Raw genomic sequence first — 12284 nt, 5'->3', positions numbered from 1 at the left:
GCTCGACGGAGCGCTCGACGACGAGGGGGATTGAGTGCTTGTCATGATGAAGTCCTCCGCGTCACACGAGGTGGAGCGCGACCAGCAGCAGGTCGATCGCCTTGATGCCGACGAACGGCACGATCAGGCCGCCCAGGCCGTAGATCCACAGGTTGCGGCGCAGCAGTGCGGCCGCCCCGATGGGCCGGTAGGCGACGCCCTTGAGCGCCAGCGGGATGAGCGCGACGATGATCAGCGCGTTGAAGATGACCGCCGACAGGATGGCGGACGACGGGCTGTGCAGGCCCATCACGTTGAGCGCGGCCAGCTGCGGGTACACGCCCAGGAACATCGCCGGGATGATGGCGAAGTACTTCGCCACGTCGTTGGCGATGGAGAAAGTCGTCAGCGAGCCGCGCGTCATCAGCAGCTGCTTGCCGGTCTCGACGATTTCCAGCAGCTTGGTCGGATTCGAGTCGAGGTCGACCATGTTGCCGGCCTCCTTCGCGGCCTGCGTGCCGCTGGCCATCGCCACCGCCACGTCGGCCTGGGCCAGCGCGGGGGCGTCGTTGGTGCCGTCGCCGGTCATCGCGACCAGGCGGCCTTCGGCCTGATAGTCGCGGATCAGCTTGAGCTTGGCTTCGGGCGTCGCTTCGGCGAGGAAGTCGTCGACGCCCGCCTCCGCCGCGATCGCCGCGGCGGTGAGGCGGTTGTCGCCGGTGATCATCACCGTGCGGATGCCCATCCTGCGCAGCTGCGCGAAGCGCTCCTTGATGCCGCCCTTGACGATGTCCTTGAGCTCGACCACGCCCAGCACGCGGGCCTGGCCGTCGTGGAGGTCGGCCACGACCAGCGGCGTGGAGCCGCGGCGCGCGACTTCCTCGGCCACCGCGGTGACCTGCGCCGGCATCTGCCCGCCGTGCAGCTCGACGAAGCGGCGGATCGCGTCCACCGCCCCCTTGCGCAGCTGGCGCTTGGGGTGCTCGGGATCGCCGAAGTCGACGCCGCTCATGCGCGTCTGCGCGGTGAACGGCACGAAGTGCGCCTGCAGCGTCGCCAGTTCCCGCTCGCGCAGGTTGAAGCGCTGCTTGGCCAGCACGACGATGGAGCGGCCTTCCGGCGTCTCGTCGGCCAGCGAGGCGAGCTGCGCCGCGTCGGCCAGCAGCTGCTCCTGCAGCGTCGGCGCCGGCAGGAAGGCGCTGGCCTGGCGGTTGCCCAGCGTGATGGTGCCGGTCTTGTCGAGCATCAGCACGTCGACGTCGCCGGCGGCTTCCACCGCGCGGCCGGAAGTCGCGATCACGTTGGCCTGCATCAGCCGGCTCATGCCGGCCACGCCGATGGCCGACAGCAGGCCGCCTATGGTGGTCGGGATCAGGCACACCAGCAGCGACACCAGCGCGGTGATGGACACCACCGTGCCGGCGCCGGCCGCCTCGACCGCGAACAGCGAGTACGGCAGCAGCGTCACGGTGACGACCAGGAACACCAGCGTCAGCGCGACCAGCAGGATGGTCAGCGCGATCTCGTTGGGCGTCTTCTGGCGCTTGGCGCTCTCGACCATCGCGATCATGCGGTCGAGGAAGGCCTCGCCCGGGTTGACGGCGATGCGCACGACGACCCAGTCCGACAGCACGCGCGTGCCGCCGGTGACGGCCGAGAAGTCGCCGCCGGACTCGCGGATCACCGGCGCGGATTCGCCGGTGATGGCGCTCTCGTCGACCGAGGCCACGCCTTCGATGACCTCGCCGTCCAGCGGCACCAGATCGCCGGCCTCGACCAGCACGACGTGACCCTTGCGCAGCTCTTCCGAAGCGACCGGGTGCCACGACGAGCCGTGACGCGGGGTCTCCAGCTTCTTCGCCCAGGTCTTGCTCTTGAGGCCGCGCAGCGAGGCGGCCTGCGCCTTGGAACGGCCTTCGGCCAGCGCCTCGGCGAAGTTGGCGAACAGCACGGTGAACCACAGCCACAGCGCGATGGCGAGCATGAAGCCGGGGCCTTCGGCACCGGCCAGCTCGGGCCGGGCGAAGCTCGCCAGCCACAGGCCAGTGGTCAGGATGCTGCCGGCGTAGACGACGAACATCACCGGGTTGCGCAGCTGGGTCGCCGGCGCGAGCTTGATGAAGGAATCGCGGATCGCCGGCTTCACCAGCGCCGGGTCCCACATGCCGGTCTTCGCGTTGGCGCGCGGGGGCTGCGGGTCCTGTCCCTGCGGACCGGACGGGCTGGACGGACCTTGAGGACCTTGCGGGCCGGATCCGGAGACCTTGGCGCCGACTGGGACCTCGGTGCGGGCCGAGGCCGGCACGGAGGTATGGAGGGTCTTGAGTTGATTGGTCATGATGGGCTCCGAAGGGTCACTTCCAGAGCATCAGGTGCTCGACGACGGGACCCAGCGCGAGCGCGGGCACGTAGTTCAGCAGGCCGACCAGGAGGACGGTGCCGATGAGCAGGACGACGAACAGCGGGCCGTGGGTGGGCAGGGTGCCCTCGCCGACGGGGATGCGCTTCTTGGCGGCCAGGCTGCCGGCGATCGCCAGCACGGGGACGATCACCAGGAAGCGGCCGAGCCACATCGCGATGCCGAGCAGCGTGTTGTAGAACGGCGTGTTGGCGGACAGCCCGGCGAAGGCGCTGCCGTTGTTGTTGGCCGCCGAGGTGAAGGCGTAGAGGATCTCGCTGAAGCCGTGCACGCCGGGGTTGGCGACGCCGGCCTTGCCCGCGTCGGCCAGGACCGCGATGGCGGTGCCCGCCAGCACGACGATCGGCGTGACGAGGATGGCCACGGCGCTCATCTTCATCTCGAAGGGCTCGATCTTCTTGCCGAGGTACTCGGGCGTGCGGCCGATCATCAGGCCGGCGATGAAGACGGCCAGGATCGCGAAGATCAGCATGCCGTACAGGCCGGTGCCGACGCCGCCGAAGACCACCTCGCCCAGCTGCATCATCACCAGCGGCACGGCGCCGCCGATCGGGGTGAAGCTGTCGTGCATCGCGTTGACCGCGCCGCAGGAGGCGGCGGTGGTCACGACGGCAAAGAGCGAGCTGGCGCTGATGCCGAAGCGCGTCTCCTTGCCTTCCATGTTGCCGCCGGCCTGGAGCTCGGTGGCGTGGATGTCGACGCCCTGCGCGGCCACCAGCGGATTGCCGGCCTGCTCGGCGGGCGTGGCGATCAGCACGCCGACGATGAACAGCGTGCTCATCGCGGCCAGGATCGCCGCGCCCTGGCGGCGGTCGCCCACCAGTTGCCCGAAGCTCAGGCACAGCGCGGCCGGGATCACGAAGATCGCGACGATCTGCAGCAGGTTGGTGAACGGGGTCGGGTTCTCGTACGGATGCGCGGAGTTGGCGTTGAAGAAGCCGCCGCCGTTGGTGCCCAGCATCTTGATGGCTTCCTGCGACGCGACCGGGCCCATCGCGAGCGACTGCTCCTGCGAGCGCTGGTTCTCCATCACCGGCTCGCCCTTGGCGTCCTTCATCGGCTGGCCGTCGGTGCCGAGCCTGGGCGTCTGGTAGTCCTGCGCTTCGACGGTCTGCACGGTCTTGTAGCCGTCGAAGTTCTGGATCACGCCCTGCTGGACGAAGATCACCGCCAGCACGAGGGACAGCGGCAGCAGCAGCCACAGCGTGCAGCGGGTCACGTCGGCCCAGAAGTTGCCGACTTGGCCGCTGAGCTTGCTCGCGAAACCGCGGATCAGCGCGAACACGACGGCGATGCCGGTGGCGGCGGACAGGAAGTTCTGCACCGTCAGCGCGAGCATCTGCGTGAGGTAGCTCATCGTCGACTCGCCGCCGTAGCCCTGCCAGTTGGTGTTGGCGACGAAGCTGATGGCGGTGTTGAACGCCGAGTCGGGCGTGACCGCGCCCATGCCCTGCGGGTTGAGCGGCAGCTCGCCCTGCAGGCGCTGCAGCGCGTAGACGGCGAGGACGCCGATGAAGTTGAAGATCAGCAGCGCGACCGCGTACTGCTTCCAGCCCATGCCTTCTTCCGGTTTGACGCCGGCGAGGCGGAAGATCGGGCGCTCGATGGCCGCGATCCATCCGGGCATCTGCCCCTTGGCGAGCGCCGTGATCCAGCGCGCGAGTGGCCAGGCCAGCAGCAGCGTGACGACGAGGTAGAGGGCCAGGTTGGCCCAGGCGAGGTTCGTCATGTCAGAACTCCTCCGCCCGCCAGAGGGCGACCAGGAGATAGACGAACAGACCGGCGGAGATCAGTCCGGTCAGCCAGTAGAGCGTGCTCATGGCTTGGCCCCCAGGCGATGGCTGGCCAAGGCCAGGCCCACCGCCACGAGGAACAGCACGACGCTCAATCCGAGAAAGAGTGCATCCATTTTTTTACGGTCCCATGCCCTCTCGATTGAGGGCGGGATGGGATGGATGGACTCTAGGAACGGCGGCCTCAAGGGGCCGTAGAAGCTCGGAGCGGCGGTATCAAGATTTCATCAAGAACAGTCCTTGAAACCGTCTTGCCGTACAGCCTAAAGTAGTCCTGGCCGAGGTCAACGACGGAGGGGACCCTCATGAACCGGCGTCATCTGCTCCAGAGCGTCGCCGCCCTCACGGGGGCGCGCAGCCTGTCCGCCTTCGGCGAGGTGCCCCGCATCGTGCTGGGGCAGTCCGCGCCCTTCAGCGGCCCGTCGCAGGGCCTGGGCGACCAGTTCAAGGCCGGCGCGATGCTGGTCTTCGACGCCGTCAACCAGCGCGGCGGCGTGCACGGGCGGCACATCGAGCTGCGCAGCCTGGACGACGGCGACGACCCGGAGCGCTGCGCGGCCAACACGAGGCGCCTGATCGAGGACGGCGCGCAGGCGCTGTTCGGTTACGTCGGCACGCGCACGACGCTGGCGGCGGTGCCGGTGCTGACGGCGGCGAAGGTTCCGCTGGTGGCGCCGCTCACCGGCGCGGACGCGCTGCACGCGCCCTTCAACCGCTACCTCTTCCACATCCGCGCGTCGTACAACGACGAGGCGGCGGAGATCGCCAAGCAGATCGTCTCGGTCGGCACGCGGCGCGTGGCGGTGTTCTTCCAGAACGACGACTACGGGCAGGCGGACCTGTCGGCCCTGACCTCGGCGCTCCGGCAGCACGACCTGACCCCGGTGTCGCAGGGCATGGTGGAGCGCCACTCCGACAACATCATCGCGCCGCTGCACGCGGTCATGGCGGGCAAGCCCGACTGCATCGTGCAGATGGCGGCGCACAAGTCCTGCGCGGCCTTCATCCGCGGGGCGCGCCGGACCGGCTACCGGGGCGCGTTCTACAGCTTCTCGTTCGTGGACTCGCAGGCGCTGGCGACCGACCTGCACAAGGACGCCGGCGGCGTGGTGGTGTCGCAGGTCGTGCCCTTCCCCTTCCACGGGCTGACGCCGCTGGCGGGGGACTACCTCCAGCACGCCAAGGCCGCGAAGGCGGAGGTGAGCTACACCGGCATGGAGGGCTTCATCGCCGCGAGGACGATGGTGGAAGGCCTGCGCCGCGCGGGCAGCGAGCCAACCTCGGCGAGCATCGTCAGCGGCCTGGAGTCGCAGAACCAGCTCGACCTGGGCGGGTTCTTCATCAGCTTCTCCAACCAGCGCCACGCCGGATCCCGCTACGTGGACATGACCATCCTGACGGACGACGGGAAGGTGATGCGCTGATCAGCCCTTGTCCCTCGGGGTTCGTGTTTCAATGTGAAAGCGCTGTGAAGTTGTCCACGGTCAATACGGATAAGCAGGCAATGTGGCTACTGCATACACGTCTGGTCACCGGCTTCGGGGAAGATCGCGGGTTTTCCAGAAGTGCCAGGACGTCATCCCGCCATGAACCGCCGCCACCTGCTCCAGAACTTCGCCGCCCTCGCGGGCGCCGGCAGCCTGCCTGTCTTCGCCGACAACTCGCGCATCCTGCTGGGCCAGTCCGCGCCTTTCAGCGGCCCGGCGAAGGAACTGGGCGAGCAGTTCAAGGAAGGCGCGATGCTGATCTTCGACCAGGTCAACCAGCGCGGCGGCGTGAACGGCAAGCGCATCGAGCTGCGCAGCCTGGACGACGGCTATGAGCCGGAGCGATGCGCGGCCAACACGCGCCGCCTGATCGAGGACGGCGTCAACGCGCTGTTCGGCTACGTGGGCACGCCCACGACGCTGGCGGCGGTGCCGCTGCTGACGGCGGCCAAGATCCCGCTGGTGGCGCCCTTCACCGGTGCCGAGGCGCTGCGCGCGCCGTTCAACCGTTTCCTGTTCCACGTCCGCGCGTCCTACAACGACGAGGCGGCGGAGATCGTCAAGCAGATCACCTCGGTGGGCATCACGCGCGTGGCGGTGTTCTTCCAGAACGACGCCTACGGCCAGGCCGGTCTGGCGGCGGTGACCGCGGCGCTCAAGCAGCACAACCTGGCCCCGGTGTCGCAGGGCACGGTGGAGCGCAATTCCGTGGACGTGGCGGCATCGGTGACGGCCGTGATGGCGGGCCGACCCGAGTGCATCGTGCAGGTGGCGGCCTACAAGTCCTGCGCGGCCTTCATCCGCGGCGCGCGCAAGACCGGTTTCCTGGGCAACTTCTACAACTTCTCGTTCGTCGGCGCGCAGGCGCTGGCGTCGGAACTGGGCAAGGACGCGCGCGGCGTGGTCGTGTCGCAGGTCGTGCCCTTCCCGTTCTCGGGCCTGACGCCGATCGCCGGCGAATACCTGCAACGGGTGAAGGCGGCCAAGCTGGATCCGAGCTACACCGGCATGGAGGGCTTCATCGCCGCGAAGACCATGGTGGAAGGCCTCAAGCGCGCCGGCAACGACCCGACGCCGGCCAACATCATCAACGGCCTGGAAGCGCAGAGCCAGCTCGACCTGGGCGGCTTCTACCTCAGCTTCTCGGGACAGAAGCACGCCGGCTCGCGCTACGTGGACATGACCATCCTGACGGAGGATGGGAAGGTGCGGCGCTGATGCAGCGCTGAGCCGCCTTCGTCCTCACCGGCTTGCCGGGCGGCCTGTCCTCACAAGGAGGTCAGGTCCAGCCCCAGCCACGTGCCGATCTTGAAGGTCAGGACCAGCAGGACGGCGACCAGCACCAGGAAGAGCCCGACCAGTTTCGCTCCCATGCGAAGCATCGCGCGCTGCGTCTCCGTGCCCTTCTTCCTCCCCTGGTCGTAGTGCCACTTGATCGCGAAGTACATGCCGATGCACAGCACACTGGCCTTGAAGGCGATGAAGATTGTCGGAACCCATTCCATGCCGTGACTGTGCGCCGGGCGGTGCGGAAAGTACAGAGTCAGATTCCTGTAAAAAGACCGGATCAGATGGGCGCCTGGGAAGGCGCGCACAGTGAGCCGGTTGCAGCCGATACAGTGCAACCGTTCCACGCAACGGGCCATATCAGCATCCCCGCTCATGAAGCGCTACGAAGTCCTTGCCGATGACCTGGCGGCCTCCATCGCCGCAGGGCAGTTGCGCCCCGGCGACCGCCTGCCCTCGGTCCGCGAAGCGAGCAAGGACCGCGGCGTCAGCCCCTCCACCGTCTTCGAGGCCTACTACCTGCTGGAGGCTCGCGGCCTGATCGAGGCGCGGCCACGGTCCGGCTACTTCGTCAGCCAGGCGGCGATGCCGCAGCACCCCGAACCCCACGCGTCGGACCCGCTCACCGAAGAGCGCAGCGTCGAGGTGTCGGAGCTGGTGTTCCAGGTGCTCGGCCTGTCGCGCAAACGGGCCGTGGTGCCGCTGGGCTCGGCGTTCCCGAGCCCGACGCTGTATCCGCTGGACAAGCTGGCGCTGTCGCTGGGCAAGGCGGCGCGCGGCATGGACCCGTGGCGCACGGTCGAGGACCTGTCGCCGGGCAGCGCCGAACTGCGGCGCCAGATCGGCCTGCGCTACCTGGGCGCCGGGTGCAAGGTCGACGCGGACGAGATCGTCGTGACCACCGGCGCGATGGAGGCCTTGAACCTGTGCCTGGAGGCAGTGACGCAGCCGGGCGACCTCGTCGCCATCGAGTCGCCGACCTTCTATGGCGCCTTGCAGGCGCTGGAGCGCCGTGGACTGAAGGCGGTGGAGGTGGCCACCCATGCGCGCACCGGCGTCGACGTGGCGGCGCTGGCGGCCGTCGTCGAACGCCATCCCGTCAAGGCGTGCTGGCTGATGCCGAACTTCCAGAATCCGCTGGGCAGCCTGATGCCCGATGCCGCCAAGGCGGCGATGGTGGCGCTGCTCACCGGGCGCGGGATCCCGCTCATCGAGGACGACGTCTACGGCGAGCTGTATTTCGGTTCACGCCCGCGCCCCGCCAAGGCCTGGGACAAGGCCGGCCTGGTGCTGCATTGCAGTTCGTTCTCGAAGTCGCTGGCGCCGGGGTTCCGCGTCGGCTGGGCAGCAGCGGGCCGGTTCGCGCGGGACGTCAGCCGCCGCAAGCTCATGAGTTCGCTGGCCACCCCGGTGCCGATGCAGGAGGGCTTGAGCGAGTACCTCCAGCGCGGCGGCTACGACCGGCACCTGCGACAGCTCCGGCAGGCGCTGGTCACGAATCGCCAAGCCATGCTGAGAACCATGGCCAAGTGCTTTCCTGAAGGGACGCGCGTCACGCAGCCGGAGGGCGGCTATTGCGTGTGGGTCGAGTTGCCCGACCAGATCGACGCGCTGGAACTGCACCGGGTCGCGCTGTCTCATGACATCAGCATCGCGCCGGGGCATCTGTTCTCGGCCGATCGCCGTTTCACGCACCACCTCCGGCTCAACTTCGGCCATCCCGACAACGCGCACGTCGAAGGCGCGCTGAGGACGCTGGGGCAAATTGCCAAGGCGCTCATGCGCTAGCGCCATCGCTCTTGATCAGTAGCGAAACTACAATCAAAAACAAATCATTGGCGCATTACCTATAGGCAATCGGCGCGACTTGGTAGTTTTCCTACGCACCTTTGGCAGACACCGGCTTAGAGTCACCGCACCTCTCCGATGGGGAGAGGCGGCCATGGCATGCAGTCGATTGGCCGACACCAGCCGCCCCGCGACGAGGGCGGCGGTCGATCAACAATGGAGACCGACATGCCCCAGTTGCCTTTCTCGAGCCGCCGGCTCGCCCACGCCCTGACGGCCGTCGCCGGCGTCGCCCTCGCCACCTTCGGCAGTGCCGCGCAGGCCCTCAATCCGAACTCGACGTCGGTGCAGATGTTCGAGTGGGCCTGGCCCGACATCGCCACCGAATGCACGCAATGGCTGGGGCCCAAAGGCTTCGGCGGCGTGCAGATCTCGCCGCCCGGCGCGTCCAAGAACGCCAACGGCTGGTGGGGCGTGTACCAGCCCGTCAACTACACCAACCTCACCAGCCGCATGGGCACGCCCGCGCAGCTGCAGAGCATGGTCAACGCCTGCCACGCGGCCGGCGTGCGGGTCTATGCCGACATCGTCGTCAACCAGATGGCCGACGGCAGCGGCACGGCCACCGACGGCTCGACCTGGAACGCCGCGACGCTGAGCTACCCCTTCTTCAGCGCCAACGACTTCCACGCCAACTGCAACATCAACGACGCCGACTACAACTCGCCGTCGGGCCGCAGCAACGTCCAGAACTGCCGTCTCGGCGGCCTGCCCGACCTGGCGACCGAGAGCAGCTACGTGCAGGGCCAGATCGCCAACTACCTGAAGGCCCTGCTGGCCATGGGCATCGACGGCTTCCGCATCGACGCGGCCAAGCACATGCCGGCCGGTGCGTGGACTTCCATCATGAGCGCCGTGAAGGCGACCTACCCCAAGACGCTGCAGGGCGAGGACATCTGGATCACGCAGGAGATCATCAACGACGGCGAGGTGGACCGGCCCAGCTACCTCCCCATCGGCACGATCAACGAGTTCCAGTTCCCATACGCGATGCGCGACGTGTTCCGGGGCAACAACGGGAACACCCTGTCCAGCATCCCCGGGATCATGGGCACGTGGGGCAACTGGGGCGGCAGCTGGGGCTTCCTCCAGCCGCAGAACGCCACGGTCTTCGTCACCAACTGGGACACCGAGCGCAACGGCAGTTCGCTGAACATCAACAACGCGAGCAACAACGACGCCGCCAACCAGCGCTACACGCTGGCCAACATCTTCATGCTCGCCCAGGGGTATGCGGAGGCGCAGCTGTACTCCGGCTTCAAGTTCAGCAACACCGACGCCGACCGCCCCACGGCCAGCCCCTACAGCGGCGGCGTGCCGCAGATCAACGTGACCTGGGACTTCGCGCACCGCTGGACGCCGCTGGCCAACATGGTGGCCTTCCGCAATGCGAGCATCGGCCAGGCGCAGCAGAACTGGATCGTCGGCGACAACGGCAACCAGATCGCCTTCAGCCGCGGCAGCGCCGGCTTCGTCGCACTGAACAACAGCGGCAGCGCCTGGACCCGCAACTTCGCCACCGGCCTGGCCGCCGGCACCTACTGCAACGTCATCAACGGCACCAAAAATGCGGCCGGCACCGGCTGCACGGCCGACACCGTGACCGTGGACGCCGGCGGCAACGCCAGCTTCACGGTGCCCGCCAACACCAGCGGCAGCACGCCCGCAGTAGCGATCCACACCGGACAGAAGGTCAGCGGCGGCGGCACCGGCAGTTGCGCCGTGACGTTCACGATCGCCAATGCCAGCACGGTGGTCGGCCAGAACCTGCGCGTGGTGGGCAACGTGACCGGACTGGGCGCCTGGGCGCCGGGATCCGGCTTCACCCTGACGATCCAGGGCTCGGGCGCCAACGTGCCATGGACGGGCACCGTCAGCCTGCCCGCCGGCACGGCCGTCCAGTACAAGTACGTGAAGTGGAACGGCTCGGCCGCCGTGTGGGAGAGCAACCAGTCCACCAGCAGCGGCAACCGCGAGTTCACGAGCTGCGCGAGCGGCTCTCAGGCCCGGTCCGACGGCAACTTCAAGTTCTGAACGACGGCTTCGCGGCGGCAGCGGTCATCGATGAAGCCACGTCCGTCGATGACGTCCTGCTCAGACCTTGGCGAGGAAAGCCGCCGCGTCGCCCGCTTCGCACTTCCAGTCCGCGAAGACCCCGACCAGATTGCATTCCACGCAATGGCAAGCGATGTAGTACCAGCGGACATCGTGGGTGCCTGGGTACACGGAGACGCCGGACATCAGCTCGAACACCTCGTTCTCGCACACGCACTCGTGCGCCTCGGGCGCGGCTTCTTCAAGGTAGTCGGCACTGTCGCCCATCAGGTGTTCCTGCCCGCAGTCGGTGCAGGTGCGGATGGCCACGCCGGCTTCTTCATCGGACTGCAGCGCGAAGGTCTTGGATCCGCAATCGCATGTCGACGCGGCAAACCTGGTGGCCTCATGGCGATTCGCAACGCTGTAACTGCGCAGTTCGGCTTGGGTATCGCCTGAGGTCGTCCCGTACCAGAACTCGCCCTTCTTCGTCAGTGCCATTGATGCTGCTCCATTCCTCAAGATGGGCGTCCCGGCTGGCTCGACGCCCGGTTCGCCACGTTGAGTTGGATTTTGCCTGGAGGCTTGTCGATAAGGGGCAGCGGCGGCAACGCAGCGGAAGCGGACGCTAGAGTGTGGACCTCGAAGGGTGGTTGCCGACCGCGAATCGGTGATCATGCAGCGCTGAGGACGTATCCCTGGCATACCGAGCAGGGTGCAGACAGTCACCACAACACCAACCGGTCAATCATGCGCAAGTTGATGCCAACAGTCTTCGCAGCCGTGCTGTCAGCGGCGGCATTTGCTCAGCCGACGCCATCCAATCCGACACTTGCGAAACTCACCGCCGACGATCAGTCAGCGCGATCTGGTGCGATGAAGGAGATCGATTGGTCGAAAGTGTCGGTGGAGGACGCCGCGCGACGATCCCAGGTCCTTGAGCTCTTGAAGCAGGGAATGGTTCGAAGCGCAGAGGATTATTGCAATGCGGCCTTGATCTTCCAGCATGGGGACACCGTCGATGACATTCGCCTCGCCTACTCGCTCGCGACGACATCGAGGGCATTGGGCCCCGATGAGCAGCGCTGCAGGTGGCTCAGCGCGGCGGCATGGGATCGATTGTTGATGCGGCTCAAGAAGCCGCAGTGGTACGGCACGCAGTTCACGAAGTCGCCGACCGGCACATGGGAACTCTATCTGGTCGACGAGACTGCCGTGAATGACAACGACAGGGCGGAACTCGGAGTGCCACCGCTCGCAACGTCTAGAGCTCGCGCTGCGGGCTTGAAATAGAAGACTGCCTTCACCGCTTCAAAACAGAGACGTTCCGACTCTTGTCGTGGCTGCACCGCAGCGAACGCAGACTTTCAAGCGCAAGGCGGGCATGATCGAGGCGGTCGTGCTGCGACCTCACCTTGAGGCCGGTGGCGGCTCCGC

10 protein-coding genes are annotated in these 12284 nt (G+C 67.3%); 5 read left to right on the top strand and 5 right to left on the bottom strand.

Annotated features, from left to right (window positions below; genetic code table 11):
* Positions 1 to 61: 61 nt before the first annotated feature.
* The 3 genes from kdpB to kdpF all read right to left on the bottom strand — a co-directional run bounded on the left by kdpB (position 62) and on the right by kdpF (position 4218).
* On the bottom strand, positions 62 to 2143 hold the full coding sequence (gene kdpB, locus PV762_RS04780; protein WP_421033960.1) for a potassium-transporting ATPase subunit KdpB: 2082 nt from the start codon (positions 2141 to 2143) through the stop codon (positions 62 to 64).
* 190 nt (positions 2144 to 2333) lie between these two features.
* On the bottom strand, positions 2334 to 4127 hold the full coding sequence (kdpA, locus tag PV762_RS04775; RefSeq protein WP_421033878.1) for a potassium-transporting ATPase subunit KdpA: 1794 nt from the start codon (positions 4125 to 4127) through the stop codon (positions 2334 to 2336).
* A 1-nt stretch (position 4128) separates the two neighbouring features.
* Complete coding sequence (kdpF, locus tag PV762_RS04770; RefSeq protein WP_421033877.1) at positions 4129 to 4218, bottom strand: K(+)-transporting ATPase subunit F; 90 nt, start codon at positions 4216 to 4218, stop codon at positions 4129 to 4131.
* Between the two features lie 278 nt (positions 4219 to 4496).
* Between kdpF and PV762_RS04765 the strand changes: the two genes are divergently transcribed.
* Positions 4497 to 5615: an ABC transporter substrate-binding protein gene (locus tag PV762_RS04765; RefSeq protein WP_421033876.1), complete on the top strand. Its 1119-nt coding sequence runs from the start codon at positions 4497 to 4499 to the stop codon at positions 5613 to 5615.
* Positions 5616 to 5777: 162 nt separating this feature from the next.
* Positions 5778 to 6896, top strand: a complete 1119-nt coding sequence (locus PV762_RS04760) for an ABC transporter substrate-binding protein (RefSeq protein WP_421033875.1) — start codon at positions 5778 to 5780, stop codon at positions 6894 to 6896.
* A gap of 50 nt (positions 6897 to 6946) precedes the next feature.
* Here PV762_RS04760 and PV762_RS04755 read toward each other — a convergent pair whose 3' ends face one another.
* Positions 6947 to 7183 carry a hypothetical protein gene (locus tag PV762_RS04755; RefSeq protein WP_421033874.1) on the bottom strand — a complete coding sequence of 79 codons (237 nt, stop codon included), beginning with the start codon at positions 7181 to 7183 and terminating at the stop codon, positions 6947 to 6949.
* Between the two features lie 157 nt (positions 7184 to 7340).
* Here PV762_RS04755 and PV762_RS04750 point away from each other — a divergent pair, with 157 nt between their 5' ends.
* Positions 7341 to 8753: a PLP-dependent aminotransferase family protein gene (locus PV762_RS04750; protein WP_421033873.1), complete on the top strand. Its 1413-nt coding sequence runs from the start codon at positions 7341 to 7343 to the stop codon at positions 8751 to 8753.
* A gap of 228 nt (positions 8754 to 8981) precedes the next feature.
* A complete protein-coding gene (locus tag PV762_RS04745; RefSeq protein WP_421033872.1) occupies positions 8982 to 10847 on the top strand; it encodes a carbohydrate-binding module family 20 domain-containing protein in 1866 nt (621 codons plus the stop codon).
* 60 nt (positions 10848 to 10907) lie between these two features.
* Here the strand turns inward: PV762_RS04745 and PV762_RS04740 are convergent, their stop codons facing one another.
* The gene (locus PV762_RS04740) at positions 10908 to 11348 is read right to left on the bottom strand and encodes a hypothetical protein (RefSeq protein WP_421033871.1); all 441 of its coding nucleotides are present in this window, start codon (positions 11346 to 11348) and stop codon (positions 10908 to 10910) included.
* Positions 11349 to 11597: 249 nt separating this feature from the next.
* Here PV762_RS04740 and PV762_RS04735 point away from each other — a divergent pair, with 249 nt between their 5' ends.
* The gene (locus tag PV762_RS04735; protein WP_421033870.1) at positions 11598 to 12140 is read left to right on the top strand and encodes a hypothetical protein; all 543 of its coding nucleotides are present in this window, start codon (positions 11598 to 11600) and stop codon (positions 12138 to 12140) included.
* The last annotated feature ends 144 nt before the right edge of the window (positions 12141 to 12284 follow it).

Source organism: Mitsuaria sp. CC2, assembly GCF_048957715.1.
Taxonomy (GTDB): domain Bacteria; phylum Pseudomonadota; class Gammaproteobacteria; order Burkholderiales; family Burkholderiaceae_C; genus Roseateles.
This window is presented reverse-complemented; position numbering and strand designations above follow the sequence as displayed.

Coding starts and splice junctions, on each gene's coding strand:
- PV762_RS04765 (WP_421033876.1), top strand. CDS start 4,497: ATGAACCGGCGTCATCTGCTCCAGAGCGTCGCCGCCCTCACGGGGGCG.
- PV762_RS04745 (WP_421033872.1), top strand. CDS start 8,982: ATGCCCCAGTTGCCTTTCTCGAGCCGCCGGCTCGCCCACGCCCTGACG.
- kdpF (WP_421033877.1), bottom strand. CDS start 4,218: ATGAGCACGCTCTACTGGCTGACCGGACTGATCTCCGCCGGTCTGTTC.
- PV762_RS04755 (WP_421033874.1), bottom strand. CDS start 7,183: ATGGAATGGGTTCCGACAATCTTCATCGCCTTCAAGGCCAGTGTGCTG.
- PV762_RS04750 (WP_421033873.1), top strand. CDS start 7,341: ATGAAGCGCTACGAAGTCCTTGCCGATGACCTGGCGGCCTCCATCGCC.
- kdpB (WP_421033960.1), bottom strand. CDS start 2,143: ATGTGGGACCCGGCGCTGGTGAAGCCGGCGATCCGCGATTCCTTCATC.
- kdpA (WP_421033878.1), bottom strand. CDS start 4,127: ATGACGAACCTCGCCTGGGCCAACCTGGCCCTCTACCTCGTCGTCACG.
- PV762_RS04740 (WP_421033871.1), bottom strand. CDS start 11,348: ATGGCACTGACGAAGAAGGGCGAGTTCTGGTACGGGACGACCTCAGGC.
- PV762_RS04735 (WP_421033870.1), top strand. CDS start 11,598: ATGCGCAAGTTGATGCCAACAGTCTTCGCAGCCGTGCTGTCAGCGGCG.
- PV762_RS04760 (WP_421033875.1), top strand. CDS start 5,778: ATGAACCGCCGCCACCTGCTCCAGAACTTCGCCGCCCTCGCGGGCGCC.